At 64.1% G+C, this 26,967-nt stretch carries 28 protein-coding genes; 12 read left to right on the forward strand and 16 right to left on the reverse strand.

The window, feature by feature from the left end:
* Positions 1-96: 96 nt before the first annotated feature.
* Together FXB41_RS00215 and FXB41_RS00220 are read left to right on the forward strand one after the other, a co-directional pair.
* Positions 97-849 carry an SDR family NAD(P)-dependent oxidoreductase gene (locus tag FXB41_RS00215; protein WP_219678590.1) on the forward strand — a complete coding sequence of 251 codons (753 nt, stop codon included), beginning with the start codon at positions 97-99 and terminating at the stop codon, positions 847-849.
* Between the two features lie 7 nt (positions 850-856).
* Positions 857-1,078 carry a hypothetical protein gene (locus FXB41_RS00220; RefSeq protein ID WP_246648481.1) on the forward strand — a complete coding sequence of 74 codons (222 nt, stop codon included), beginning with the start codon at positions 857-859 and terminating at the stop codon, positions 1,076-1,078.
* Between the two features lie 78 nt (positions 1,079-1,156).
* Here FXB41_RS00220 and FXB41_RS00225 read toward each other — a convergent pair whose 3' ends face one another.
* On the reverse strand, positions 1,157-1,375 hold the full coding sequence (locus FXB41_RS00225) for a hypothetical protein (RefSeq protein ID WP_106942821.1): 219 nt from the start codon (positions 1,373-1,375) through the stop codon (positions 1,157-1,159).
* A gap of 186 nt (positions 1,376-1,561) precedes the next feature.
* Positions 1,562-2,539 (reverse strand): magnesium transporter CorA family protein, encoded by a 978-nt coding sequence (locus FXB41_RS00230; protein WP_007594709.1) that lies wholly within the window; start codon positions 2,537-2,539, stop codon positions 1,562-1,564.
* A 336-nt stretch (positions 2,540-2,875) separates the two neighbouring features.
* Here FXB41_RS00230 and FXB41_RS00235 point away from each other — a divergent pair, with 336 nt between their 5' ends.
* Positions 2,876-3,562 carry a L,D-transpeptidase gene (locus FXB41_RS00235; RefSeq protein ID WP_007594711.1) on the forward strand — a complete coding sequence of 229 codons (687 nt, stop codon included), beginning with the start codon at positions 2,876-2,878 and terminating at the stop codon, positions 3,560-3,562.
* Positions 3,563-3,598: 36 nt separating this feature from the next.
* Here FXB41_RS00235 and FXB41_RS00240 read toward each other — a convergent pair whose 3' ends face one another.
* Positions 3,599-4,735 carry an extensin family protein gene (locus FXB41_RS00240; protein ID WP_219678592.1) on the reverse strand — a complete coding sequence of 379 codons (1,137 nt, stop codon included), beginning with the start codon at positions 4,733-4,735 and terminating at the stop codon, positions 3,599-3,601.
* A gap of 65 nt (positions 4,736-4,800) precedes the next feature.
* On the opposite strand from FXB41_RS00240, the gene FXB41_RS00245 reads away from it, so the two are divergent.
* Both FXB41_RS00245 and FXB41_RS00250 read left to right on the forward strand, forming a co-directional pair.
* Positions 4,801-6,429, forward strand: a complete 1,629-nt coding sequence (locus FXB41_RS00245; RefSeq protein ID WP_219678594.1) for a fatty-acid--CoA ligase — start codon at positions 4,801-4,803, stop codon at positions 6,427-6,429.
* A gap of 153 nt (positions 6,430-6,582) precedes the next feature.
* On the forward strand, positions 6,583-7,437 hold the full coding sequence (locus tag FXB41_RS00250) for a DUF1499 domain-containing protein (RefSeq protein ID WP_219678596.1): 855 nt from the start codon (positions 6,583-6,585) through the stop codon (positions 7,435-7,437).
* A 116-nt stretch (positions 7,438-7,553) separates the two neighbouring features.
* Here FXB41_RS00250 and FXB41_RS00255 read toward each other — a convergent pair whose 3' ends face one another.
* The 4 genes from FXB41_RS00255 to FXB41_RS00270 form a co-directional block, all read right to left on the reverse strand.
* Entirely contained in the window at positions 7,554-8,474 is a 921-nt protein-coding gene (locus tag FXB41_RS00255) for an MBL fold metallo-hydrolase (protein WP_219678599.1), read from the reverse strand.
* A gap of 181 nt (positions 8,475-8,655) precedes the next feature.
* Entirely contained in the window at positions 8,656-9,870 is a 1,215-nt protein-coding gene (locus FXB41_RS00260) for an acyl-CoA dehydrogenase (protein WP_007594720.1), read from the reverse strand.
* Positions 9,871-10,030: 160 nt separating this feature from the next.
* Positions 10,031-11,107, reverse strand: a complete 1,077-nt coding sequence (gene ribB / locus FXB41_RS00265; protein WP_007594722.1) for a 3,4-dihydroxy-2-butanone-4-phosphate synthase — start codon at positions 11,105-11,107, stop codon at positions 10,031-10,033.
* A 173-nt stretch (positions 11,108-11,280) separates the two neighbouring features.
* Positions 11,281-13,008 carry a cation:proton antiporter domain-containing protein gene (locus FXB41_RS00270; protein ID WP_219678601.1) on the reverse strand — a complete coding sequence of 576 codons (1,728 nt, stop codon included), beginning with the start codon at positions 13,006-13,008 and terminating at the stop codon, positions 11,281-11,283.
* Between the two features lie 67 nt (positions 13,009-13,075).
* Here FXB41_RS00270 and FXB41_RS00275 point away from each other — a divergent pair, with 67 nt between their 5' ends.
* Together FXB41_RS00275 and FXB41_RS00280 are read left to right on the forward strand one after the other, a co-directional pair.
* Complete coding sequence (locus FXB41_RS00275; RefSeq protein WP_219678602.1) at positions 13,076-13,603, forward strand: DUF3124 domain-containing protein; 528 nt, start codon at positions 13,076-13,078, stop codon at positions 13,601-13,603.
* A gap of 65 nt (positions 13,604-13,668) precedes the next feature.
* Positions 13,669-14,901 (forward strand): aminotransferase-like domain-containing protein, encoded by a 1,233-nt coding sequence (locus FXB41_RS00280; protein WP_007594728.1) that lies wholly within the window; start codon positions 13,669-13,671, stop codon positions 14,899-14,901.
* A 4-nt stretch (positions 14,902-14,905) separates the two neighbouring features.
* Here the strand turns inward: FXB41_RS00280 and FXB41_RS00285 are convergent, their stop codons facing one another.
* Positions 14,906-15,178 carry a helix-turn-helix domain-containing protein gene (locus FXB41_RS00285; protein ID WP_219678604.1) on the reverse strand — a complete coding sequence of 91 codons (273 nt, stop codon included), beginning with the start codon at positions 15,176-15,178 and terminating at the stop codon, positions 14,906-14,908.
* A gap of 158 nt (positions 15,179-15,336) precedes the next feature.
* Between FXB41_RS00285 and FXB41_RS00290 the strand changes: the two genes are divergently transcribed.
* Positions 15,337-15,789, forward strand: coding sequence for a hypothetical protein (locus FXB41_RS00290; RefSeq protein WP_219678606.1), 453 nt, complete (start codon positions 15,337-15,339; stop codon positions 15,787-15,789).
* A 96-nt stretch (positions 15,790-15,885) separates the two neighbouring features.
* Positions 15,886-16,113, forward strand: coding sequence for a hypothetical protein (locus tag FXB41_RS00295; protein ID WP_007594737.1), 228 nt, complete (start codon positions 15,886-15,888; stop codon positions 16,111-16,113).
* Positions 16,114-16,284: 171 nt separating this feature from the next.
* On the opposite strand, the gene FXB41_RS00300 is transcribed toward FXB41_RS00295, so the two are convergent.
* From FXB41_RS00300 to FXB41_RS00335, 8 genes are all read right to left on the reverse strand, one after another.
* Positions 16,285-17,103, reverse strand: coding sequence for an aldo/keto reductase (locus FXB41_RS00300; RefSeq protein ID WP_219678608.1), 819 nt, complete (start codon positions 17,101-17,103; stop codon positions 16,285-16,287).
* Between the two features lie 145 nt (positions 17,104-17,248).
* Positions 17,249-18,814, reverse strand: a complete 1,566-nt coding sequence (locus FXB41_RS00305; protein WP_219678610.1) for an alkaline phosphatase D family protein — start codon at positions 18,812-18,814, stop codon at positions 17,249-17,251.
* 117 nt (positions 18,815-18,931) lie between these two features.
* A complete protein-coding gene (locus FXB41_RS00310; RefSeq protein WP_246648483.1) occupies positions 18,932-19,324 on the reverse strand; it encodes a hypothetical protein in 393 nt (130 codons plus the stop codon).
* Positions 19,325-19,458: 134 nt separating this feature from the next.
* The gene (locus FXB41_RS00315) at positions 19,459-20,460 is read right to left on the reverse strand and encodes an NAD(P)H-dependent flavin oxidoreductase (protein ID WP_027568692.1); all 1,002 of its coding nucleotides are present in this window, start codon (positions 20,458-20,460) and stop codon (positions 19,459-19,461) included.
* Between the two features lie 108 nt (positions 20,461-20,568).
* The gene (locus FXB41_RS00320) at positions 20,569-22,188 is read right to left on the reverse strand and encodes a DHA2 family efflux MFS transporter permease subunit (protein WP_219678613.1); all 1,620 of its coding nucleotides are present in this window, start codon (positions 22,186-22,188) and stop codon (positions 20,569-20,571) included.
* On the reverse strand, positions 22,185-23,339 hold the full coding sequence (locus FXB41_RS00325) for an HlyD family secretion protein (protein WP_219678615.1): 1,155 nt from the start codon (positions 23,337-23,339) through the stop codon (positions 22,185-22,187). The genes FXB41_RS00320 and FXB41_RS00325 overlap by 4 nt, the downstream gene beginning before the upstream one ends.
* A gap of 198 nt (positions 23,340-23,537) precedes the next feature.
* Complete coding sequence (locus tag FXB41_RS00330; protein ID WP_007594751.1) at positions 23,538-23,696, reverse strand: hypothetical protein; 159 nt, start codon at positions 23,694-23,696, stop codon at positions 23,538-23,540.
* Positions 23,697-23,720: 24 nt separating this feature from the next.
* Positions 23,721-24,095: a PRC-barrel domain-containing protein gene (locus tag FXB41_RS00335; protein ID WP_007594753.1), complete on the reverse strand. Its 375-nt coding sequence runs from the start codon at positions 24,093-24,095 to the stop codon at positions 23,721-23,723.
* 155 nt (positions 24,096-24,250) lie between these two features.
* Between FXB41_RS00335 and FXB41_RS00340 the strand changes: the two genes are divergently transcribed.
* From FXB41_RS00340 to FXB41_RS00350, 3 genes are all read left to right on the forward strand, one after another.
* Entirely contained in the window at positions 24,251-26,038 is a 1,788-nt protein-coding gene (locus FXB41_RS00340) for a thiamine pyrophosphate-requiring protein (RefSeq protein WP_219678617.1), read from the forward strand.
* Positions 26,039-26,046: 8 nt separating this feature from the next.
* Complete coding sequence (locus tag FXB41_RS00345; protein ID WP_007594757.1) at positions 26,047-26,274, forward strand: hypothetical protein; 228 nt, start codon at positions 26,047-26,049, stop codon at positions 26,272-26,274.
* Between the two features lie 87 nt (positions 26,275-26,361).
* The gene (locus FXB41_RS00350) at positions 26,362-26,913 is read left to right on the forward strand and encodes a DUF4142 domain-containing protein (protein ID WP_007594761.1); all 552 of its coding nucleotides are present in this window, start codon (positions 26,362-26,364) and stop codon (positions 26,911-26,913) included.
* Positions 26,914-26,967 lie beyond the last annotated feature (54 nt).

Raw genomic sequence — 26,967 nt, forward strand, 5'->3', positions numbered from 1 at the left:
TTTTGTTCGACCATGATCCCTTCGGAAAACCGCTGCACGCTTTGCGCTAACGCGGCCCCTCCGGATCCGGATCATGCTCCAACCTGAAAGACCTTCATGCCGCAGCCTTCCAACGCGCCGCGCCGTACGCTGCTCCTGACCGGGGCGAGCCGCGGCATCGGCCATGCCACCGTGATCCGTTTCTCCTCGGCCGGCTGGCGCGTGATCACCTGCTCGCGACATCCGTTCCCGGAGGATTGTCCGTGGGATGCAGGCCCTGAGGACCATATCCAGGTCGACCTCGCCACGCCCGCCGATACCACCCGCGCAATCTCCGACATCCGCGACCGTCTCGAAGGCGGGATGCTGCATGCGCTGGTCAACAATGCCGCGATCTCACCGAAGGGCGCCGACGGCTCCAGGCTCGGCTCGATCGACACCGACCTCGACACCTGGACGCATGTGTTCAACGTCAACTTCTTCGCGCCGATCATGATGGCGCGCGGGCTGCTCGAGGAACTGAAGACGGCCAAGGGCTCTGTCGTGAACGTCACTTCGATCGCGGGCTCGCGCGTGCATCCCTTCGCAGGCGCCGCCTACGCCACCTCGAAGGCCGCGCTGGCATCCCTGACGCGCGAGATGGCCTCCGACTTCGGCCGCGTCGGCGTGCGCGTCAATGCGATCGCGCCGGGCGAGATCGACACCTCGATCCTGTCGCCGGGCACCGAGAAGATCGTCGACCAGCAGATCCCGATGCACCGGCTCGGCACGCCCGACGAGGTCGCCAAGATCATCTACGTGCTGTGTACGGACACCAGTTCTTACGTCAACGGCGCCGAGATCCACATCAACGGCGGCCAGCACGTGTAGGCGAAGCATGGGTCGGCCCACCGAACTCGTCACGGTCGAGACCAGCCACGTAGTTGGCGTGGAGGACCTGACGCGGCGCACGCTGACCTATTCGTCGTCATCACCAGATGCGCTGGGCGACAATGTCGAGGCGATGCTACGCGACGTCCGGGAGCACCTGGCTTCTTTCAGCGGCAACGGGGTCGTGGCCGAGACCATCGTCTCGACGGCGCAGATCGTGAAGCGCTAGCTGATTTGCCGAAGGGCGGGAGCAAGGCGATCCAGACAACGCCGCCGCAAGACCTGGATCGCCCTTAGCTTCCGTTGCTCAATCGAGTCGAATCCGACGTGACCGCTCGCGTGGCTGCGGAGCGGCCGTGCTGATTGCAGTCGAACAATCGTCGTCGTTCTCACCGTCGAGCAGCGGAGCACCACAGTGTCGGCACATGCGTGCCGACATCGACGACGCCTTGCCGCTCGTCACGACGTGGCGATAGCTCGCCAGATCGATGACGTTGGGGGGCGTCGTTATGTGTTTTTCAACCATGGCTGTTCCTCGCGGCTTACCTGCTCCTTATCGCAGACAAGTTTCGCGTAAACGTTCAGCCCACCGCTCAAATTTTATCGGAGGAATTGGGGCGGCGAGCACACATCGCCGTGCGGCCGCAATCCCGCTCTATTCTGCGACACCAGACACTGTGTCTCTGCGTCCCGCGTAAGGTCTCGGTAGCTATTACAGCCACTTCTTCCACTTGAAGATCCAGTACGGAACGATCGCCGCAATCAGCATCAGCACCAGCGCGAACGGATAGCCGTGCGCCCATTCGAGTTCCGGCATCGACTTGAAGTTCATGCCGTAGATCGAGGCGATCAGCGTCGGCGGCATCAGGACAACCGCCATGACCGAAAACAGCTTGATGATGTTGTTCTGCTCGAGATTGACGACGCCGAGCATGGCGTCGAGCACGAAGGTGATCTTGCTGGAAAGATAGGAGGCATGATCGGTCAGCGAGACGACGTCGCGCTGCATGGTCTTGAGCTGCTCGCGCATGTCCTTCGACCATTTCACGCCCTCCACCACCGCCGAGAGGAAGGCGACGACACGGCCGATCGAGACCAGGCTCTCGCGAACCTTGGAGGTCAGGTCGCCCTTGCGGCCGATCGAGATCAGGATTTGCGAATATTGCTTGGCATGACCGTGGCGCTCGCTCTCCGGCTCGAAGATGTCATGCGAGACCTGGTCGATCTCGGCGCCGCAGCGCTCCAGGATGTCGGCGCAGCGGTCGATCACGGCATCGAGCAGTTCCATCAGCACCATCTCGCCGGTGATGGCCGGCGTGCAGGAACGGGCCAGCTTGGCCTCGACCAGCGCAAAGGGCTTGGGCTGGTCATAGCGCACCGTCACCAGGCGGTGGTCGCCGAGAATGAAGGTCACCGCCGTGGTTCGGGGCATATCGGTATCGGAGTGGCACATCAGCGTCGCGGTCATGTAGCGCGCGCCGTTCTCCATATAGAGGCGGCTCGAGATCTCGATCTCCTGCATGTCCTCCCGGGTCGGGATTGCGATCCCCGAGAGCTTCTCGACGGCTTTGTCCTCGGCCGCGGTCGGGTTGACCAGGTCGATCCAGACCGCATGCTCCGGTACTGCCGCGAGATCCTCGACGATGGCCTTCTTGAGGGAGGACTCGGAGGGAACAAACACAGAAAACATGCACAACTCCAGGAGGGGCCTGCGACAGACTGACAGCCCTTAGCGCGATTCTGACAAGTTGATGATGACAAGCACATTAACGGAGCGTTTGCATTTGTGGCGGCGGCGTGGCCCAACTGTGGCACGGAATCGACACATGTGCCCGTTTTGCCCAGAAACCGACTCGGGCCCGCAAAACTTGCGGCAGAAAAGCCACAGGTAAGGTCTTGCAGCGCGGGAGAAGCTTCGTAAGGCTGGAATTGTGGCAGATTTCAACGATAATGGGGCCAACGGAATCGTGGAATTGGGCCTGCTCAAGCCCCACGAAAGCTTGTTGTTGTCGATTGGAACCAAATCATGTCGTTGCTGAAAGTTACGCTGGGTATTTTGGCCGCTGGCCTGATGCTGTCGGGCTGCATGCAGGCCACGCATTTTGAAGCGACCGACACCAAGGCATTCAAGCCGAAGGACAAGGAACTCCTTGCCAAGGTTCGGTACGAGAACACCCCGGTCGCAGAGCCGTTCCGCCGCGCCATCGTCGAGTACCACCGCAAGGAATCGCCCGGCTCGATCGTGGTCGATTCCGACAACCATTACCTCTACTACGTCCTGGATGGCGGCAAGGCGATCCGCTACGGCATCACCGTCGGTGAAGAAGCCATGGCCTGGTCCGGCATTGCCAAGGTCGGCAGCATGACCGAATGGCCGGCCTGGCACCCGACCCCCGGCGAGATTTCGCGCCTGGGCGTGCCCACCTTCGTCGCCCCCGGTCCGGACAATCCGATGGGTTCGCGGGCGATGTATCTGTATTCGGGCGGCAAGGACACATTGTTCCGCATTCACGGCACAAATCAGCCGGAATATATCGGCGCCTCAATCTCGTCGGGCTGCATCCGCCTGACCAACGAGGACGCGATCGACCTCTATGGCCGGGTCAAGGTCGGCACCATCGTCGTGGTGCTCGAACCGAAGCATGGCGACTCGCCGTACAATTCGCGCCTTGCGCTCGGCGGCGGCGGAACTGGCCAGGCGGGCAGCTACTGATTGCCTCCTGATCTCTGACATTCAAAAGCGCCGGTTTCACCGGCGCTTTTTTGTTGCCGGCTTGTGCGGCTGGGCTTTGTGGCCCTCGGCCGCCGACTTGTCCGCAGGCGTAGGAGATTTCTCCGCCTCGTCATCAGCGCCTTGCTTCGTCTCGGGCTTTTCTTCAGGTTTGGCCGCGACCTCACGCGGCGGCGCCTCCTCGGGCCGTTCGGCCGGCAGCAGCGGGGCGACCTGCGGCAGGGGATCCCAGACGTTCCACTGGCAGATCCGGTAGTCGTTGCGCCGCTGCGCGAGGTCGAGATGGATATGGTCCTCATGGTACCAATCCGAGCCGGGGCCGAGCACGGTCGAAAAGCGCGAGCAGACCGAATGCAGCACGCGCTCGCGCACCTCGCGCGACATCGTGCGGTCGGTCAGGCCGAGCGATTGCCCGTTAGCGAGCTTGATGGCGCGGACATCGATCGCGTTGGCCTTGCCGTGCTCGGACAGCATGGCGCCGGCAACGCGGTTGCGGCCGCGGCACTCGAAGCTGTCGAAATTGTCGAGATCGCTGATGGTCGAGCCGAGGCTCGCGGCCAAGGGCACCACGTCCTTGCGCACCCAATCGGCGATCGCGGACGCCATGGTGCAGCGGAGGATCGCCGCCGGCTTGACCGCCACTTTGCGCTTGTCCGGCAGCACGATGGCTTCGAGCCGCACCAGATCCTCACCGCCGCAGGCGCCGGGGCCGCGGATATCCGGGATCGAGGGCGCGATAGCGATCTCCTCGGTCAGCGCGAGACGGCACGCCGAGGCCTGCTTCTCGGGCGGGGGGGCCTCCTCGGCGGGCTTGGTGCTGCCAGGTTTGTCCACGGAAGGCTTGCCGGGAGACGGCGTTTCCGCGGAAGGCTTGCCGCCGGTCTCCGGAGGAGCCTCGTCCGACGCCTTGGCCGATGCCTTGGGGGCCTCCTCGGGGCGAGGCCTTGGGAGCGGGATCTTGCCAGAGATATTGGCAGAATGAACCGTCGCGCGCGGCCGTGGTGCAGCAATACCAAAGATGTCCAGCGGGGACCCATATTTGCGCGCCTCAGCCCGATCCGCGAGCCCGAGCGCGACGGTAACCATGGCCGCGCCGACGGACATATAGCCGCGACAAGACCATTTGCGGCGAAAGGCGGGCAGGCTAAAACTCATGACAATTCTTTGGCCCAACGCTGAGAGCGACAATCCGCCCAGCGGCTTCTCGGAGGAACGACCGAATGCTTGGTTTGATGCAAGACTGGCCCCTGCTCTGCCACCGGATCATCGAACACGCCGCCAAGATTCATGGCAAGCAGGAGGTTGTGACGCGCTCGGTCGAGGGACCGATCCATCGCACCACCTATGCCGATATCCACAAGCGGGCGCTCAAGGTCTCGCAGATGCTGGAGCGCGACGGCATCAAGCTCGGCGACCGTGTCGCAACGATCGCCTGGAACACCTGGCGCCATCTCGAGGTCTGGTACGGCATCATGGGGATCGGCGCCATCTGCCATACCGTCAATCCCCGCCTTTTCCCCGAGCAGATCGCCTGGATCATCAACCATGCGCAGGACCGCATCGTGATGACCGACATCACGTTCATTCCGGTCCTGGAGAAGATCGCCGACAAGCTGACAAGCGTGGAACGCTACGTCGTGCTCACCGACAAGGCGCACATGCCGCAGACGACGCTGAAGAACGTGGTCGCCTACGAGGACTGGATTGCGGAGGCCGACGGCAAGTTTAAATGGAAGGACTTTGACGAGAACACGGCGGCCGCGATGTGCTACACATCAGGCACCACCGGCGACCCCAAGGGCGTGCTGTATTCGCATCGCTCCAACGTGCTGCACGCGCTGATGGCCAACAATGTCGATGCGCTCGGCACCAGCGCCTCCGAGACCATGCTTCCCGTGGTGCCGCTCTTCCACGCCAACAGCTGGGGCATCGCCTTCTCGGCGCCGTCGCAGGGCACCAAGCTCGTGATGCCCGGCGCCAAGCTCGACGGCGCCTCGGTCTATGAGTTGCTCTCGACCGAGAGGGTGACGCATACCGCCGGCGTGCCCACGGTGTGGCTGATGCTGCTCCAGCACATGACCGCGAACAATCTGAAACTGCCGGACCTGAAGATGGTGATCTGCGGCGGCTCGGCGATGCCGCGCTCGATGATCAAGGCCTTCCTCGACATGGGCTCGAACGTCCGCCACGCCTGGGGCATGACCGAGATGAGCCCGATCGGCAGCGTCGCGGCGCTGAAGCCGCCGTTCCAGAATGCGACGGGCGAGGCACGGCTCGACGTGCTGCAGATGCAGGGCTACGCACCGTTCGCCGTCGAGATGAAGATCACCGACGATGCCGGCAAGGAACTGCCGTGGGACGGCACGACTTTCGGCCGCCTCAAGGTCGCCGGCCCGGCCGTTGCCAAGGCCTATTACCGGGTCGACGCCAACATTCTGGACGAGGACGGCTTCTTCGACACCGGCGACGTCGCGACCATCGACGAAGCCGGCTACATGCGGATCACCGACCGCTCCAAGGACGTGATCAAGTCCGGCGGCGAGTGGATCTCCTCGATCGAGCTGGAAAACCTCGCCGTCGGTCATCCCGCGGTGGCGGAAGCCGCCGTGATCGGCGTGTTCCATCCCAAATGGGACGAGCGTCCGCTGCTGATCGTGCAGCTGAAGCAAGGCCAGCAGGCCAGCCGCGAGGACATCCTGAAGTTCATGGACGGCAAGATCGCCAAATGGTGGATGCCCGACGACGTTGCCTTCGTCGAAGGCATCCCGCATACGGCGACGGGCAAGATCCTGAAGACCGCGCTGCGCGACCAGTTTAGGGAGTACCGCTTCCCGAACGCGGCGGCGTAGGCGGCCACCACCGTCATGGCCGGGTCAAGCTCGGCCATGACGATGCAGCCTTCTGCGGAACGCTTGAATTTGCCCGCGGGCCGTGGTCTCAACGGCCCATCGTCGTGCCAGATCGGCCGGCACCGTCCCCAAGACCCCGGCAGAGCTCACCCGATGGCCCGCAGGTTTTCCGCTCCCTATCAGTCGGAGCCCGTGTCCAGCCTCGCGAGCTGGGCGCGCAATCTGGCCGTGTTCGCGGTGGTGGCGGTGGTGGTCTCGATCATCATCGTCCGGTTCGGCTTCCTGGAGATGAAGCCGGCACTCGCGACCTTCTTCGGCGGGCTCGGGATTGCGGCGCTCTCGATCCTGTTCGGGCTCGCCGGCTTCGCTGCGATCTGGCAGAACGGCTCGCGCGGCATGGCGCGCATCCTGCTTGCCTTCCTGATCGACGGCGCGATCCTCGCCTATCCAGCTTATCTCGGCCTGCAATACCGCAAGCTGCCGGCGATCCACGACATCACCACGGACCCGATCGACCCGCCGCGCTTCGACGCGCTGGCCCGCCTGCGCACCGGCGATGGTGCCAATACCGCTGTGTATGCCGGCCTCTATTCGGCCGAGCAGCAGCGTCAATTCTATCCCGATATCGAGCCAATCGAACTCGAGATTTCAGTCGACCGCGCCTATGCGATCGCGCTTCAGCTCGTCAACAAGCGCAAATGGCTTGTCATCGACGAGCGCGCGCCGCAGCCGCCGCGCCGAATCGGCCGCATCGAGGCGGTGGCGCGCTCGCCGATCATGGGGTTCCGCGAGGACATCGCGATCCGCGTCGTGCCCGATGGCGAGGATTCCCGCGTCGATATCCGATCCGCCTCGCGCTATTTCGAGAGCGACCTCGGCAGCAACGCCGCGCGTGTGAAGAAATTCATCGACGATCTCAACACCGCCGCCGATGCCGACGCACTCAAGCCGGTGAAGAAGACGCCGGTGGCGCCGCCAAAGGCGCCATCGAAGACGGTGAAGAAATAGGTTTATGTCATTCCGGGGCGACGCGAGGCGGCGAGCCCGGAATTCATCGGGCCGCAGCATCCGCGGATAAATGGATTCCGGGTTCGCGCTAACGCGCGCCCCGGAATGACGAGAGACTAGTTCGCCATCCGATAGGTCCCGCCAATCACGGGATCGCCGTCCGTCGCCACCACGCCGCGGGCGACCAGGTCTTCCAGATGCGCCAGCACGGAGTAGCCCGCTGCAGTGGTGAGCCTCGGATCGATGCCGATATAGATCGCCCGGACCATGGTCGGGATGTCGGTCTCGCCCTTGGCAAGGCGGTGCAGGATAGAGGCCTCGCGCGCCTTGCGGTGACGGATCAGGAAACGCACGAAGCGCGGACCGTCGGGAATTTCGGGACCGTGACCGGAGAAATACACATCCTCCTCGCGCGCGGCGAGGCGATCCAGCGATTCCATGTAGTCGATCATCGAGCCGTCGGGCGGCGCCACGATCGAGGTCGACCATCCCATCACGTGATCGCCGACGAAGCTGAACTTCCGCTCGGGCCAGGCGAACGCGAGGTGATTGGCGGTATGGCCGGGTGTCGCCACGGCCTCGAGCCGCCAGCCGTCTCCTTCGACGACGTCGCCATGGCCGATCCTGATATCGGGCGCGAAGTCGCGGTCGGCGCCGGATTCCGGGTTGTGCTTCTCGCTCTCGAAACGCGGGCGCGAGGCGCGGTGCGGGCCCTCGGCGTAAACAGGCGCGCCGGTCGCTTGCTTGATCCGCGCGGTGTTCGGCGAATGGTCGCGGTGGGTGTGGGTGACGAAGATATGGCTCACCGTCTCGCCGCCGACAGCATCAAGCAGCGCCGCCGCATGCGCCTCGTCGTCCGGACCGGGATCGATGATCGCAACGTTGCCCCGGCCCACGATGTAGCTGACCGTGCCGGTGAAAGTGAACGGGCTCGGATTGTTACAGAGCACCCGCCGCACGCCGGGGCGGACTTCCTCGACGATGCCGGGCTTCAGCGGAAAGTCGCGGTTGAACGGGACGTCGTCATTGTCGGACATGGGACTTCCTGTAGCCAAACTCTCTGCCGTCATACCCCGCGAAAGCGGGGTATCCAGTACGCCGCGGCGGTCGAGACGAAGACGAGGTCTCTGGGATACTGGATCGTCCGCCCCAGTGCGCAATGCGCACAAGGCGGACGATGACAGCGGAGCAAGGCAACTGCCATGGAACACATGGCGCTCAGAAAAACGCCTGAATACCCGTGATCGCGCGGCCCAGGATCAGGGCGTGGACGTCGTGGGTGCCCTCGTAGGTGTTGACGGTCTCGAGGTTATGGACGTGGCGCATCACGTGATACTCGATCGAGATGCCGTTGCCGCCGTGCATGTCGCGCGCGACGCGGGCGATGTCGAGGGCCTTGCCGCAATTGTTGCGCTTCATGATCGAGATCATCTCGGGCGCGAACTTGCCCTCGTCCATCAGGCGGCCGACGCGAAGCGAGCCCTGAAGGCCCAGCGCGATCTCGGTCTGCATGTCCGCGAGCTTCTTCTGCACGAGCTGGGTCGCAGCCAGCGGCTTGCCGAACTGCTTGCGGTCGAGCGTGTACTGGCGGGCGCGGTGCATGCAGTCCTCGGCCGCGCCGAGCACGCCCCAGGAGATGCCGTAGCGGGCGCGGTTGAGGCAGCCGAACGGGCCCTTCAGGCCGGAGACGTTGGGCAGCAGCGCGTCTTCCGGAACCACGACGCCGTCCATCACGACCTCGCCGGTGATGGAGGCGCGAAGCGACAGCTTGCCGCCGATCTTCGGTGCCGACAGGCCCTTCATGCCCTTCTCCAGCACGAAGCCGCGGATCTGGTTGTCGTGCGCGGCCGACTTGGCCCAGACCACGAACACGTCGGCGATCGGCGCGTTCGAGATCCACATCTTGCTGCCGGTCAGGCGATAGCCGTCCGAAACTTTCTCGGCGCGGGTTTTCATGCCGGCCGGATCGGAGCCGGCATCAGGCTCGGTCAGCCCGAAGCAGCCGACCCACTCGCCGCTGGCGAGCTTCGGCAGGTACTTCTTGCGCTGGTTCTCGTCGCCATAGGCGTAGATCGGATACATCACCAGCGAGGACTGTACCGAGTTCATCGAGCGGTAGCCGGAATCGACCCGCTCGATCTCGCGCGCGACCAGACCATAGGCGACATAGCCTGCATTGGCGCAGCCATATTCCTCCGGCAACGTGATGCCGATCAGGCCGAGCTCGCCCATCTCGTTGAAGATCTCGCGATCTGTCTTCTCTTCGAGATAGGCCTTGGCAACGCGCGGCAGCAGCTTGTCCTGGGCGTAGGCGCGCGCGGTGTCGCGCACCATGCGCTCGTCTTCGGTGAGCTGCTCGTCGAGCAGGAACGGATCGTCCCATTGGAAAGAAGCCGAAGCCGGCTTGTCCTTGGCCTGAGGGCGCGCGGTCATGAAACGTCCTTTCGTCTGGTTCCGTCAAAATTTGCCCGACAACGTAAAGCGCCGCGGCAACAAGTGCAATTGCGTTGCAGATGATCGGGTCTGCGTGAATCCCGGGGACGAGTGAGGCTCACCCCGGGGGATGCGCTTCGCGCACCCTGAGATGACAGCGCTAGCTTTCGAGCTGCTCGTTGGCGACGATCTCGATGCCGAAGCCCGAAAGGCCCTTGTAGTCGTGCACCGAGGAGGTGAGATGCCGGATCGAGGTGACGCCGAGATCGCGCAGGATCTGCGCACCGACGCCGACTTCACGCCACTGGCGGTTGCGGTCGGCCTCGGTCGCGCTCTCATCAGGCAGCGGCGCCACGGGGACACCGGCCGCACCGTCGCGCAGATAGACCAGAACGCCACGGCCGGATTTCTTGAAGTGCTCGAGCACCGCCGCCATGCGCTTGTGGCCGGTGAAGATGTCCTTGACGATGTTCGGCTTGTGGAAGCGTGTCAGGACGTTCTTGCCGTCGCCGACGCCGTTGTAGACGAAGGCGACGTGGGCGATGGAATCGAACGGCGAGCGGTAGGCATAGCCCTGCAGCGGCCCGATCGGGCTCTCGGTGACGAAGGTCGAGACCCGCTCGATCAGCTTCTCGCGAACCTGGCGGTAGGCGATCATGTCGGCGATGGTGACATGCTTGAGCTTGTGCTGGGCGGCGAAGCGGGCGACCTGCTCGCCCTTCATCACGCTGCCGTCGTCGTTCATCAACTCGCTGATGACGCCGACCGGCGGTAGGCCGGAGAGCTTGCACAGATCGACCGCGGCCTCGGTATGGCCGGAGCGCAGCAGCACGCCGCCATCCTTGGCGATCAGCGGGAAGATATGGCCGGGACGGGCGAAATCGTTGGCGCCGGCGTTGGGATTGGACAGCGCGCGGCAGCACGAGGCGCGCTCCTCGGCCGAGATGCCGGTGCCGCCGTCGGGCTTGTAGTCGATCGAAACCGTGAATGCGGTGGTGTGCGCGGAATCGTTGTGGGCCACCATCGGATCGAGCCGCAGGCGGCGCGCATCTTCGGTGGTGATCGGCGCGCAAACGATGCCGGAGGTGTGGCGGATGATGAACGCCATCTTCTCCGCGGTGCAGAACGAGGCGGCGACGATCAGATCGCCCTCACCCTCGCGGTCATCGTCGTCGGTGACGACCACGAGCTCACCCCGGGCAAAGGCCTGCAAGACTTCCTGGACGTTATCCGGCATTTCCCAATCTCTATCGGTTATGGCCCGGAGGCTTAGCCGGACTTGGCCCGGGGCGCTAGTGTCCCCGGCGCAACCACATATGCCGGACCGCAGCCCTGCCCGGCGGGCGGCTTGCACGGGCATACCAGGGATATGGGCGCGGAAAAGCCCGGTGAGAAGCCGGCCGGGCGCGGTCAGGGCAGCACTTCGCGCCGCTCGCCGAGCCGCTGATCGAGCTCGGCACGCTTGTCGGCCAACAGGCCGGCTTGGGCGGCCTCGATCACCGTGAACAACTCATGAGCGTCGCTGAGCCGGGTCACGGTGACATAGCTGGCGCCGGCCGCGTAGAGTTCGCCTACATCCGACAACAGATCGGCCGTGGCAACGATCATGGCGGTCGGGTTGAGGGTGCGAACGTGGCGGACCAGCTTCTCGTTGCTGGCACCCTTCAGAAGCGCATCCGGTACGCTGAGGATGATCATCTCGGACTTGCCGACGCCGGCATGGAGCAGCGTGTCGGCGCTGCTGATATCGCCATAGATCACGTGCAGGCCGCGCGAAAGCAGCGTCTGGTACACATTGGGGTTGAAGTCGATCACGGTGATCTGCTCGAGCAGCACCGGGGCCTGCCGTTCGATCTCGGCCAGCAGCGCGCTCGCCGCACGGAAAAAGCCGAGGATGACGATGCGGCGCGCCTCGCCATGGCCTTCGTGCCCTTCCTCGCCATGGCCGTTGCCGTGGTCGAGATCGCGCAGGCCGATCCGCTTGAGGGGGCCGATCGCCCAGCGGGTGATCTCGTCGCTGCGGGTCATCACGAAGGTCGAGAGCACGGCCAGCACCACGAAGGCGAAGGAGGCCGCATTCGCCGTCTGGGCTGCTATGTGGTGGTCGGCGACGCCGGTCTGGATCACCACCAGCGAGAACTCGGAGATCTGCGCGAGATTCAGGGCCGGCAACAGGCTAGCGCGCAGGCCCTGCTTCATCAGATAGAGCGGGGCGAAAGTGGTGACGAGGCGGCTCACCACCGTGAACGCCGCGATCATCAGGGCAAGGCCGATCACGGAGAGCCCGGGCACGGGAATGGTCATGCCGAGCGCGACGAAGAACAGCGTGATGAAGAAATCGCGTAGCGTCGTGACCTTGGCCGTGACGTCGAGCGCATAGGGAAAGGTCGAGAGCGAGACGCCGGCGATCAGGGCGCCCATCTCGCGGGACAGCGACAGCCGCTCGGCTGTCTCGGCGACCAGGAAGCACCAGGCGAGCGCGCCGAGCAGGATCAGCTCGGGGCGGCGGGCGATCTGGTGAAACAGACGCGGCAGCACGTAGCGGCTCACCAGCAGGGCGGCGGCGACCAATACCGCGACGCGGCCGATCGAGAGCAGGATGACGCTGATTTCCAGATTGGCAAGGCTCGGCTGCACCGCCAGAAACAGGATGGCGAAGATGTCCTGGAGCACCAGCACGCCGAGGGTGATGCGGCCCGGCAGCGTGTCGAGCTCGCGCTTCTCGTAGAGCACCTTGACGATGATGACGGTGCTCGACAGCGCGCAGGCGACGCAGAGGTAAACAGCATCGAACTGCCCGCCGCCGAGCGACAGGCCGATGCCGACGAAGAACAGCAACCCGAGCAGACAGCCGCCGAGGAGCTGGCCGCCCGCCGCGAACAGGATGACCTTTCCGGCCCGCACGATCTTCTTCAGGTCGATCTCCAGGCCAATCATGAACAGCATGAAGATCAGGCCGAGCTCGGAGATGACGCTGATCGATTCCTGCGACTTGACCCAGCCGGCGCCAAATGGACCAATGCAGAAGCCGGCGATAAGATAGGCCAGGATCAACGGTTGCCTGGAGAAGTGGGCAAGCAGGCCCAACATCCAGGCAAACAGGATACAGAGAGTGATGTCGCGAATGAGCTCGTGCATGCCAGATTGGTCCGTTTTGCCGCACCCTAGTGATCGAGTGCGGCGCGGCAAGCGAGCAATTCGTCACATGCGGATGGGGCTCGCCATTGCAATGCTGCTATGCCCCCTGGCCTGCTCCGTGCCCGCGTTCGCTCAATCCAAGGTCAATATCGAACAAAGCTTTGCCGATTCCCTCACCGCACTGCCGAAAGAAGAACTCGTCGTCTCCGGCGGGTTCTATGTGCCCGCCTATTCCAGCGTCGCAATGAGCCAGGGCAAGCTGCGCGTCGACTTCTCGGTGACCCTGAGCGTGCACAACGCCTCCGAGACGCAAGCACTGGTGGTCAAACGCATCGGCTATTTCGATACCTCAGGCAAGCAGGTCGAGAGCTATCTGAAGGCACCCGTCGCGTTGAAGCCCCTCGCCACCGTCTCGATCTTCATTCCGACCGACGACGTACGCGGCGGGACGGGAGCCAATTTCCTCGTCGATTGGGCCGCAACAAGCGAGATCGCCGAGCCTGCCGTCGAGGCCTTGATGGTTGGCGGCGTCGCCAATGCGCATTACGCTTTCATCAGCCAGGGCCGTCCGACCCGGACGGTCGGCAAGAAATAAGTAAGAAGCACGACTGACCTGCGCAAAGCCGGCAGCCTGACAAGAATAGAATGAGGAACGCTCCCATGACGTCCAGCTTCGATTTTGCGCCCCTGTTTCCCGCAGGGCTGCCGGCCCCCTCTGCGCGCTGGACGGGTCTCGCCAAATACAGTTTTGTCGGCGGCAACAACGACGCCGAGCAGCTGCCGCTCGATCATCTGATCGAGGCGGCCAACATGGCTCTGCAACGCGAAGGCCGCTCGCTCGCCACTTACGGGCTGGCACATGGTCCCCAGGGCTATCTGCCCTTGCGCGAATTCCTGGTGACGAAACTCAAGCGCGATGCCGGCATCAACTGCACGGTCGACGATCTCCTGATCGTCTCCGGCTCGCTGCAGGCGCTCGACCTCGTCAACGCCACGCTGCTGACGCGCGGCGATACCGTGATCTTCGAGCAGGATAGCTATCAGGGCTCGCTGACCCGTTTGGCGCGGCTCGGGGTCAATGTGGTTGGCATCCCCCTCGACAAGGACGGCATGCGCATGGACGTGCTGGCCACGATGCTTGCCGACCTCAAGGGCCGCGGCATCCGGCCGAAGTACATCTACACCATTCCGACCGTGCAGAACCCGACCGGCAGCATCATGCCGGAGGGCCGCCGCACGGAGCTGTTGCGGCTGTCGGCAGACTACGGCGTGCCCATCTTCGAAGACGATTGCTATGCCGATCTGGTCTGGTCAGGACAGCGGCCGCCGGCGATCCATGCGATGAGCCGGAACGGCGGCGTGATCCATATCGGCTCGTTCTCGAAGTCGATCGCGCCCGCGCTGCGCGTCGGCTTCATCGTCGCGCCCTGGGATGTGATGTCGCGGATGCTGGCGCTGAAGACGGACGCCGGCTCCGGCGCACTGGAGCAGATGGTGCTCGCCGCCTATTGCAAGCCGCATTTCTCGACCCACGTGCCGGCGCTGACGAAGGCACTGCGCACCAAGCTCGACACGCTGATGGAGGCCGTCAACGAGCAGTTCGGGACGGCCGCCGAATTCGAGGAGCCGAAGGGCGGCATCTTCCTTTGGGTGAAGCTGCCCGATCAGGTCGATACGCTGAAGCTGTATCAGGCCGCGCTTGCCGCCGGCGTATCGATCAATCCGGGGCCGGAATGGTCGACTGACAAAAACCACTCCAGATCGCGACTGCGGCTGTGCTTTGCGAGCCCCTCGCATCAGCAGATCCGCGAGGGCGTCGCCGTGCTGGCCGAGATCTGCCGCAAGGAGTTCGGCGTGCCGGCCCGCAGCGCCAATGTGGAGAAGCGGGCCTGAGCCTTCAGACGATCTGGGGCTGGCTGCCGTGGATCGCGGAGGCAAGCCGCAGCAGCAGCACGATCGAGACGTTGCCCTTGCCGGCCTCGATCTGGGCGATGTAGCGCTCGGAAATCCCGGAGCGGCGGGCCAGCTCCCGGCGCGACAGGACGCAGCGCATGCGTGAGGACTTCAAGCGGTCGCCCAGCTCGGCCAGAAACGCGGTCTCGGAATAAGGCGGCACGGCACAGCTCCCCGGCAGCACCTCGCCCGCGAAATCCCTGACTTGATTCAGCATCGGTCTATCCAATTTCGCCTTCGGGAACGCCATCCTACTCCGGAAGCGGCCGGCCTCATTGACGCGGATCAAATTCGCGCGCGAATGGCGGTCAGCGTGGACGATCGCGCGTGGGATGCTACACTTCGGAATTATTCGGAGGTGGGGCTTATCAGGACATGACGAGTTGTTTGAGCCGCTGGATTGCGGCAGCAGTGCTGTGGGTTGCGTTCACGCCCGCGGCCGGTGCCGAATCGCTTGCGACGACCGTCGAGCAATGGGGCCTGCTCGGCTCATGGGCGGTCGACTGCGCGGCCCGGCCCGACCGCGACAAGGGCGCGCTCTTGATTTACGAGATCCGGAAGGACGGAAGGGTGATGTACCGGCGCAATTTCGGCGAGGCCAAAGACGAAAACGAAGTGGTATCGGCGATGGTCAACGCCGACGGCCTGCTCGATGTGATGGTGTACTTCCCCTTGCTGCAGCAGACGCGCGAGTTTGGCCTGCTCCTTTCGAAGCAAGGCAGCTTGCGCGCGATCTACAATCGCAGCGAGCGCGGCGAGTACACGATCAGGGACGGCAAATACGTCGCGACCGGCGCGCCAACGCCTGCACAACAGCGCTGCGATTAACCCACCTGAACAGGCGTTCAGAATTCTCCTGCGATTCCTCCGGAACGTTCCCGCGAATGCGCCGTTTAGATTTGCATTCCATTGGAGGAGGACATCATGAAGAAGTTTGGTTATGTGCTTGCCGCTGTCGGCGCGCTCGCTGTTGCATTGCCGACGCTCGCCAGCGCGGAGACGGTGGTGATCAAGCGCGGAGGTCATCATCACGGCATGTATGGCGCCCGCGCCGAATACGGCATGCATCGCGATCACGGTTGGCATCGCGGCTGGCACAATCGCGACCGCGTCGTCGTGATCAAGCGTGGCCACCGTCACCATTGGGACTAATGCGCAACGCAATATGGAAATGGCCCCTCACGGGGCCATTTCTTTGCGTTCTTTCTTCCTTCTCCCCTTGTGGGAGAAGGTGGCGCGAAGCGCCGGATGAGGGGTATTCCTCGGCGAATTCAAATTGACAAATGTGCACGCGGAGAGAGACGGTGCGCTCAGCGACGACTCTCAGTCCCACGCCGGTGCGAAACCGGGATTGACGCAGCGTCTGTCCTTCGGCAGCGCGGCGATCTTGTTGCGGTCGGCATCGTCGAGCGTGATCTTCAGCGCGTCGAGATTGGCCTGCTGGCTCTCTCGCCGCGACGCCTTCGGTATCGCGGCGACACCGTCCTGGTCGAGCAGCCATTTCAGCGCGACCTGCGCAGCGGTTGCATTGTGCCTGGCGCCGATCTCGGCCAGCAACTCATCTGACGCGACGCGTCCCTGCGCCAGCGGGCAATAGGCGACCAGCGGGATCGACTTGGCGTTGAGATAGGCCAGCACCTTCGATTGATCGAGCATGGCGTGGTATTCGATCTGATTGCAGGCGATCGGTGCCTTGATGTCCTCGACCGCGATCTTCAGCAGCGCCGTCGTGAAGTTGGCGACGCCGATCGCCCGCGTCCGCCCCTCCTGCTTCAGCGTCATCAAGGTCTCGAACACCGCGCCCCAGTTCGCCGCCTTGGACGGCCAGTGCACGAGATAGAGATCGACATGGTCGAGCCGCAGCTTGTTCAGGCTGATGTCGAAGGCGCGGCGGATGGCGTCGGGGCTGAGGTTCTCGTGCCAGACCTTTGTCGTGACGTGCAGCTCGCCCCGCGGCAGCCGGGCCGCGGCGAGCGCCGCGCCGATCGATTCTTCGTTGCCGTACATCTCGGCGGTATCGATATGGCGATAGCCGATCGACAGCGCGCTCTCGACCGCCGCACGGCAGGCATCGCCCTGCATGCGGAAAGTCCCGAGGCCGAGCTTGGGCATGCTGATGCCCTGGGTCTTGAGATTATCCATGAAAAGGCTCCTGACATCGTTCAGCCCGCCGGAGACCAGCAGCGATGCTGCGTGAGCAGACTCTTCGGGGATGGAAAAGAGGTGGCGGGAACGGACAGCATAGCGCGGGAGGCGCACGGCGGCCAATCAAGATCGGGTTAGCGACCTAGGAATGCTGCGCCACCACGGCTGGACGCGCCTGCGGCTGCGGCACGATATCGACCGACCAGAGGTCCCGGTTCTCGATGTCCTTCAGCGTTACGGTCATGACGCCGGTCCGGCCATCGATGTCGACCTTGCCGAAGAACTGCAGTCCGAAACAGGGCGCGAGGTTTTCGCCCTGCGCCTCACTGCACCCGTTCTGGTACATCGCGACCGGACCAAAGGTATCGTCGAGTTTGCCCGGGCCCCAGGTGCCGGCATGCAAGGGTCCCGAGACGAACTCCCAGAACGGTTCGAACTCCTGGAATTGCGCCCTGTTCGGATCGTAGTAATGCGCGGCGGTGTAATGCATGTCGGCGGTGAGCCAGACGATGTTGCGAATTCCGGCGCGCTTGATGGACGCAAGAAGATCGGCGATCTCATGCTCGCGCCGGTCGGGCGGCCCACTCCCCAGCGCGACCGCATCGAGGCTGACCAGCCCGATCGGCAGGTCGGCCGCGATCACCTTCCAGGTCGCGCGCGAGGCCGCGAGCTCACGCTTCAGCCAGGCGAGCTGTTCGGCGCCCAGGATCCAGCCGCGGTGATCATCACCCTTGTTCCAGCTCTCGTCGCGATAGCTGCGCATGTCGATCATGAAGACGTCGAGCAGCGGACCATAGGCGATCTTGCGATAGACCCGCCCCTTTCGCGCGCCGATGTCGCGGATCGGCATGAAGTCGAAGAAGGCGCGGCGGGCACGCGCGACCAGGCGCGGGGTGCCGTCATCCTCATGGCCGGCGGCGTCATAGCTGCCGGTCGGCGACCAGTCGTTGGTGACTTCGTGATCGTCCCACTGCGCGAACATCGGCACCTGCGCGTGGAAGGCGCGGAAGTGCTCGTCGAGATGGTTGTATTTGTAATTGCCGCGGAACTGCGCCAGCGTGTGCGCGACCTGGGATTTCTCCTCGGTCATGACGTTGCGCCATATCTCGCCGTTCGGCAGCTTCTGCTCGGAGGGGATCGTGCAGTCGGCGTAGATGTGATCGCCGGAGTGGATGAAGAAGTCCGGGCGATTGTCGAGCATGGTGCGATAGCTGCGATAGCCGCCGCGCGATGTGTCGATGCCCCAGCCCTGCCCCGCGGTGTCGCCGGACCACAGGAACGAGATCGACCGGCCGGCAGCCGGCGCAGTGCGGAAGTGGCCGACGCGGCTTTCGCCGGCGATGCCGGTCGCGATGTCGTCGAAGCGCACACGATAGAAGATGTCCTGCCCGGGCGGCAGATCGTTCAGCAGCACTTTCGAGGTGAAGTCAGCATCGGGCGACGCATCGCGCGAAGCCGACGCAATGATCGTCTTGAAGCTCTCCACGGTCGAATAGTCCACCCGCATCCGCGCCGGCCGGTCGGCGCGCGCCCAGATCACCGCGGAGCCATCCGAGACGTCGCCGGACTGGATGCCGCCTGCGAGCTGCGGACGATCAGCGGCGCGGCTGAGATGTGGCGTTGCGAGCGCGGCAACGGTGAGGCTCGAGGTGGAACGGACCAGGAATTGCCGCCGGGTCCAGGCGCGCGAGGCGCGGAGCGCTACCATTCAGGAAACCTTCGTCGACTAGCGACGGAAGGTGCCTGCGTCGTTTGACCCCCGGCTTACGGTTTCTTGACCGCGGGCCTACGGTTTTACGACGTGCGGATGACGCTCGGAACTGACCTAATGCTTCCAGTTGCAGATGCCGCCGCTGCGGCACGGCCAGGTCTGGATGCGGGTGTCCATCGCCTGCGCGTCGAGCGGATTGCCGTGACGATGCGCGAGCTTGGTGCGCGCCGCGCCGCGCGGGTGCGCGGGCTTGGCGTGCGCAACCTTCGGCTCCGACACGCGCACGCGTTCGGCGGCGACCCTCTTCGGCACGTCGACCGGCTCGGCGCGCGCCTGCGCCTCGTTGCCGCCGCGCGCCTCCAGCGCGACCGGCGCGAACTGGGTTTCGGGCCCCAGCCGCTTCGGCGACAACACCGCCTTCGAAAGATCGAGGCCGAGATATTCGTCGGGCTTGTAGTCGTCAGCGCGCGCGACGCCGGCCCATGCGAGCACGAGGACAACGGCCATTGCAAAAGGAGCGCTCTTCATAATCACGGACGCCTCCTGAAATCGATTGTTAAGAGGTAATTTACCTCTATTTAGGAGGCGTCGCGCGCAATTCCAGCGGTCAACTGCCGCCGTGGTTAAGAAGTTTGGCGGTGTCAGGCGACCTTTCGCGGTGCACCCGTCTCTTCAAGAAACCCCATTAGACGGGTACGGATGATGGTTTCCGCCTCAGCCATGATCCTGTCGACGAGTTCCTTGCAAGTGGGGATGTCGTGGATGAGGCCTGCGACCATGCCGCAGCTCCACGCGCCCGCGTCCATCTGCCCGTCCAACATGATCCTGGGATAAACGCCCGCGACCTGGTCGTGGATGTCGTCGATCTTCAGCTTGTCGCCCTTCTCGCGTTCGATCTCGAGCAGGCGGTCGACATTGGCGTTCTTCAGCACGCGCTCGGTGTTGCGCAGGCTCCGCATGATCAGGCGGGTGTCGAGTTCGGTCGCGGCGACCAGCGCGTTCTTGACGTTCTGATGCACCGGCGCTTCCTTGGTGGCGATGAAGCGCGTGCCCATGTTCATGCCGGCCGCCCCCAGCGACAGCGCCGCGACGAGGCTGCGGCCGTCGGCCATGCCGCCGGACGCGACGAACGGAATCTTCAATTCCTCCGCCGCGCGCGGCAACAGGATCATGTTGGGAATGTCGTCCTCGCCGGGATGGCCGCCGCACTCAAAGCCGTCGACGCTGACGGCGTCGCATCCGATGCGCTCGGCCTTCAGCGAGTGGCGCACCGACGTGCATTTGTGGATGACCTTGATCCCGGCGGCCTTCAGCGCGGGCATGTAGGCTTCCGGGCTGCGGCCGGCGGTCTCCACGGACTTGATGCCGCCTTCGACGATGGCGGCAATGTATTCCGGATAAGGCGGCGCGGCGAAGGTCGGCAGGAAAGTGAGGTTCACGCCGAACGGCTTGTCGGTCATGTCGCGGCAACGCGCGATCTCTTTTGCCAGCAGCTCCGGCGTCTTCTGCGTGAGACCGGTGATGATGCCGAGCCCGCCGGCATTGGAGACGGCAGCCGCCAGCTCGGCAAAGCCGACGAAATGCATGCCGCCCTGAATGATGGGGTGCTCGATGCCGAACAGTTCGGTGATCGCGGTCTTCACTTAAATTACCTCCCGGGCTTTTGCTTGACGTTCGGACCAGTCTAGCCGGACTTTTGCGCCGCGGTCACCCTTCTCTCTCTCGCCATTTCTCGCCGAGCGGCTGTTGGCTCAATGCCCCCGCGCGGGGGCGCCCAGCTTGATCGGGCGCAGCACCGCGGCGGTCGGGATCATCAGCACCGCGATGACCGCGAGCGTCCAGAACACGTCGATATAAGCGAGCAAATCGACCTGCTGCTGCAAGGTGCGGCCGACCCAGGCGACCGCCTGCGCAGCCGCATCGCTCGCATTCGAGCCCTGAGCCTGGAAGAAGCGGGTCATCGTCTCGATAGCTTGCTGGTAGCCGAGGTCCGACGGCGCGGCGTGCTCGATCAGACGGCTCTGATGGAATTGCTGGCGCTGCGCCAGGATTGTCTGCGCCAGCGCAACGCCCATGGAGCCGCCGATATTGCGGGCGACGTTGATCAGCGCCGAGGCCTGGTTGGTCTTGTCCGGCGGCACGCCGTCATAGGACGCGGTCGTGACCGGCAGGAACAGGAAAGGCAGACCGAGCGCCAGGAAGATGCGCGACATCGCGGCGTAGCCGTAGGTGATGTCGCCGGTGAGGCCCGTGAGATGCCACATCGAGAACGCGACGATGGTGGCGCCGAGCATGATGAGGTATTTCGGCTGCACGCTGCTGACGAGACGGCCCACCACCGGCATCAGCACCAGGGTCGCGATTCCGCCCGGTGACAACGCAAGACCCGCCAGCATGGCGGTGTAGTTCAAATCGCTCTGGAGCAGTTGCGGCAAAAGCTGGGTCGTCGAGATCAGCACCGCGCCGGTCGCAAGCATGACCAGGAAGCAGGCGGCGAACTGGCGGCGGCCGAGCAGGCGGAGATCGACGATGGGATCCTCGCGCGTCAGCTCCCACGGGATCAGCGCAAGCAGTGACATGGCCGAAAGCACCGCGAAGAACACGATCATGTTCGAGCCGAACCAGTCGTTGCGCTGGCCTTCGTCGAGCACGTATTCGAGCGAGCCGAGCCCGATCGCGACCAGCAGGAAGCCGACATAGTCGACGCGCAGGCCCTTGCTCAGCAGCTTCTCCCTCTCCTCCTCCGCCCCCGAGGGCTCCTTGACTAGCGTGCCGACCAGGAACAGCGACAGCAATCCCATGGGGACGTTGATCAGGAACACCCAGTGCCAGGTGTAGGTGTCGGTGATCCAGCCGCCGAGCGTCGGACCGACCACGGGCGCGACCACGACGGCGACGCCATAGATTGCGAAAGCCTGGCCGCGCTTGTGCGGCGGGAAGGAGTCGGCGAGGATCGCCTGCTCGCTGGTCGCCATGCCGCCGCCGCCAAGGCCCTGAAGGATTCGAAACAGCACCAGCGCCTGCAAATTCCAGGCAAAGCCGCACAAGAGCGAGGAGATTGTGAAAACCGCAACGCAGATCATGTAGAAGCGCTTGCGGCCGATCACGGTCGACAGCCAGCCCGAGATCGACAGCACGATGGCGTTGGCGACGAGATAGCTGGTGATGACGTAGGTGCTCTCGTCGATGCCGACGGCAAGCCCACCGGCGATGTGGCGCAAGGCGACATTGGCAATGGTGGTGTCGAGCACCTCCATGAAGGTCGCGATCGAGACGACGAACGCAATGAGATAAGGATTATGACCGCCGGCCGCCGAGCGCTCCGGCGACCAGCCGCCCGCGGACGCGCCGCCTTGCGCCGTGTCGGTCATCGCACCCTGGTCCAGGGCACGACCGACATGCCGGGACCGACGGGCAAATCGGCCGGCCAGCTGTCGACCACGATCTTCACAGGCACGCGCTGCACCACCTTGACGTAATTTCCGGTGGCGTTCTCCGCGGGCAACAGGCTGAACGCAGTGCCGGAGCCCGGCTGCACCGACTCGACATGGCCGGTCAGCTTGCGCCCGGGATAGGCGTCGATGCGGATCTCGACCGGCTGGCCCGGCCGCATGTCGTTGAGCTGCGTCTCCTTGTAGTTGGCGACGATCCAGACCTCGTCAGGCACGAACATCATCAGGCTCTGTCCCGCTGTGACGAAAGTGCCCTTGGCGCCGCTGAGCTTGACGACGCGGCCGGACTGCGCCGCAACGACGCTGGTATATTGCAGGTTCAGCTTGGCCTGATCGACCTGCGCCTGCGACTGCTCGAGCTGCGCCCGGGCGCCCTCAAGCTGCGCTTGCAGCGTCTTGATGCCGACTTGCGCGGCCGTCACCGCGGTCTTCGCGCGCTCGGTGTTGGCCTGCTGCGCCTGAAGATCGGAGCGGGTCTGCTGCTGGCGCTGCACGGTGCCGGCGCCCTTCTCGACCAGATCCTGGGCGCGCGCGAATTCTTCCTGCGAGAACTGAAGCTGGGCCTGGGCCTGTTCGAGCTGCGCCTCCGCCTGCTTGATCTGCTCCTGCTGCGAAACGATCTGCGCCTGGACATTGGCGATGTTCGCCTTGGCGACCGCGACTTGCGCATTAGCCTGATCGATGGCGATCCGATAGTCGCGCTCGTCGATCTTGGCGAGAAGGTCCCCGGCGTTGACATGCTGGTTGTCCGTCACCGGGATGTCGGTCACGTAGCCGCCGACCTTGGAGGCCACGGAAAAGCTGCGCGCGGCGACGAAGGCATCGTCGGTGGATTCATAGTGGCGTATCTGGAGCCAATAGAGCAATCCGCCGATCAGAGCTGCGAGCAAGACGATGGCGCCAACGCTTGCCACCAGCCAATGCTCGCGAAGCCGATCTTGCAGCGACGGCGCCTTCGCCGGCTTCGAATCCTTGGCGTCGTGGGCCTGATCAGGAGATGTCTTCGGAGCTTCCTTCGCCCTCTGCGGCTGCTCCGCGGACGGTCCACGCTCCCGTGTCTGAGCATCCACGGTAAACACCTTTCTCGGGATTAAACTGGCGGCAGAGCCGCCAAAGCCGGCTCACGCGACGCGAGCCCAACTGCAACTCCTGATCATGGTTCCCCTTGTTGCGAGCACCATCGCGTTCGTGAACGCCCTGCCCAAAAGCGAGCGCGGCACACTGGATGCCGCGCTCGCCTCGATGACTCATGGGAACGGCACCGTGTCTCAGTGCGTCTTCGTCGCGTGCCATTTCTCGAGATCGGGCTTCACCTCGTCCGATCCCTGCTCCTTTTCCGGAGTGCCCTTCCAGGGCTTGTCCGTCTGCTTGTGCGAACCCCAGTCGCTCTGCTGCCGGGGATCGTCGTTAGGCCGTTCCTTGCTCATCGAGCTTCCTTTCGGTGGAAACGCTTACGCGAAGGGGACGCCATAATAGGAGTTGATGCCGCGAACCGCGGCGTCATCCCCCCAGTTCCAATCACTCCGCTCGCCATATTTCGGCGCGCCTTCCAGTTCCTTGGTGGTGATGCCCGTGACGTAACCGCCGAGCTCCGTGTCGTATTTCAGCGACTGCCAGGGCAGCGGATAATGGTCGTTGCCGAGGCCCAGAAATCCGCCGAAGCCGAGCACGGCGTAGGACACCTTGCCGCTGATCTTGTCGATCATCACGCGTTCGATCGAGCCGATTTTGTTGCGATCGGCGCCGTAGACCGATGTTCCCTCGACCTTGTCGCTGCCGATCAACCGACCCATCTCGTTTTGGTCCAGTTCACCCTGATTCAACATCTCAATTCTCCACTCAGCCAGTCTGGAGACAACCCAAAGAGGTGCGCGATCGTTCCGGCATGTTCCGTCAGACTTGAGGAACATCGCCGGAAACGGGCGGTTCTCTCAGCTTCAAATCCCGGAAACCAAATACCGGAAAACGAAGGGCGCCCTCGATGTCCCAGACCGTCTCAGACTTCATCGTTCAACGTCTGCATCAATGGGGCGTGCGCCACCTCTTTGGCTATCCCGGCGATGGCATCAACGGCGTATTCGGTGCGCTTCAGCGTGCTGAGGGCAAGATCGGCTTTGTCCAGGCGCGGCATGAGGAGATGGCCGCTTTCATGGCGAGCGCCTATGCGAAGTTCTCTGGCCAACTGGGGGTGTGTATCGCCACTTCGGGCCCCGGCGCCTCGCATCTGATCACCGGGCTCTACGATGCCCTGCTGGATCACCAGCCCGTGCTCGCGATCGTCGGTCAGCAGGCACGCAATGCGCTGGGCGGACACTATCAGCAGGAACTCGATCTCGTCTCGATGTTCAAGGATGTGGCTGGCGCCTACGTCATGCAGGCCTCCTCGCCGGCGCAAATCCGGCATCTGATCGATCGGTCGATCCGAATCGCGTTGGCCCGGCGCACGCCAACGGTGATCATCCTGCCCAACGATATCCAGGAGGAGCCGTACGAGGATCCGCCGCGCGCTCACGGCACCCTGCACTCTGGCGTCGGCTACAGCGCGCCAGGCATCAAGCCTCGTGACGCTGACCTCGACCGCGCCGCCGAGGTGCTCAACGCCGGCAAGAAGGTCGCGATGCTCATCGGCGCCGGCGCGCTCCACGCCACCGAAGAGGTGATCGCGGTCGCCGACCGCTTGTCCGCCGGCTGCGCCAAAGCGCTGCTCGGCAAGGCGGCGCTCCCCGACGATCTCCCCTGGGTCACCGGCTCGATCGGCCTGCTCGGCACCGAACCCAGCTACAACATGATGATGGAATGCGACACGCTGCTGATGGTCGGCTCGGGGTTCCCCTATGCCGAATTCCTGCCGAAGGAAGGCGCGGCGTGCGGCGTGCAGATCGACATCGACGCCAGCATGATGTCGATCCGCTTTCCCATGGAGGTCGGCCTGGTCGGCGACGCCGCCGAGACGCTGCGCGCCCTGCTGCCGCGACTGAAACCCAAGAGCGATGGCGCCTGGCGCCAGGGCATCGAAGACGACGTCGCGAAATGGTGGAAGACGCTGGATGATCGGGCCCATCAGCCCGCGGCACCGGTCAATCCGCAACTCGTCGCCTGGGAGCTGTCTCCGCGCCTGCCCGACCGCGCCATCGTCACCAGCGATTCCGGCTCCTGCGCCAACTGGTTCGCGCGCGACCTGAAGATGCGCCGCGGCATGACGACCTCGCTCTCAGGCGGCCTCGCCTCGATGGGTGCCGCGGTGCCCTATGCGCTCGCCGCGAAATACGCGCATTCCGACCGCCCGGTGATTGCCCTTGTCGGCGACGGCGCGATGCAAATGAACAACATGGCCGAACTGATCACCGCCGCGAAGTATTGGCGCGAGTGGAAGGATCCGCGCTTCATCGTCTGCGTCTTCAACAACGAAGACCTCAACCAGGTGACCTGGGAGCAGCGCGTCATCAACGGCGATCCGAAATTCGAGGCATCGCAGCGCATCCCGAACGTGTCCTATTCGCGCTTTGCCGAGCTGATCGGCCTCTCCGGCATCTATGTCGACAGCCCGCAGCTGCTGGGCTCGGCCTGGGACCAGGCGCTCGCGAGCGAGATGCCGGTGGTGCTGGAGGTCAAGACCGACCCCGAAGTGCCGCCGCTGCCGCCGCACATCACCTTGCAGCAGGCCAAGAACTTCTCTCTTGCGCTGATGAAGGGCGATCCCAACGAGAGCGGAGTGATCAAGGGCGCGGCGCGGCAGGTGTTGGAAAAAATCCTGCCTGGAAGTGAATGAGGTGAAGCATGAGCGATTTCCGCGATATCCAGCACGGCGTCAACGATCCCGTGGATGGCCTCGACGTGAAGCGGCAGATCAACGACAACCGGACGCCGCATGAACGGGCACAACGCCATGCAGACGTGCGTGCCGAGGCCACTGCCACGCCGACCGAGCCGTTCCTGCCCGAACGGCTTCGGCGCAAGCCGACGGATCCCATCAACCCACGGAGCGGGCGGAGACCGACGGATTAGCCGTTAGGAACTCCGGCCGCTGCAGCGTGTTGGTGGGCGCAATGCCGCGCGGCGAGAGGCTGCGCGCCCATTCGGAGGGATCGGACCATGAAACGAATGATTATCGCAGCTGCTTGCGTGCTGCTCGCAGGCCCCGCGCTCGCCCAGTCGCTGGGCGAGAAAACCGGCGTCAACTCGGCGCTCGGCGTCGCGCCTGCCACCGCCGACTTCGTCAAGGAAGTCGCCATCAGCGACATGTTCGAGATCGAATCGAGCAAACTTGCCGAGCAGAAGGGCAACGCACAGGAGAAGACCTTTGCGCAGCAGATGGTGACCGACCACACCAAGACCAGCAGCGAACTGAAGGGCCTCGTCACCGGCGGCAAGGTGCAGGCGACCCTTCCGACAGCGCTCGACAGCTCGCATCAGAGCAAGCTCGACAAGCTCAAGAGCGCGAATGGCAGGGACTTCAGCTCGGATTACAATTCGTACCAGGTCAGCGCCCACGAGGACGCGGTCTCGCTGTTCGAGCGTTACGCCAAGGGCGGCGACAATTCCGACCTGAAGGATTGGGCCGGCAAGACGCTGCCGGCGCTCAAGCACCATCTCGACATGGCCAAGGAGCTCGGCAAGGCGCCAAGCGTCGGCCAGACCAAGTAAACATCTTCCGAGGACGCCGGCTTGCGGGTCGGCGTCCTCTCGTTTTGCAACGAT

This window comes from Bradyrhizobium canariense, assembly GCF_019402665.1.
Classification (GTDB): Bacteria; Pseudomonadota; Alphaproteobacteria; order Rhizobiales; family Xanthobacteraceae; genus Bradyrhizobium; species Bradyrhizobium canariense.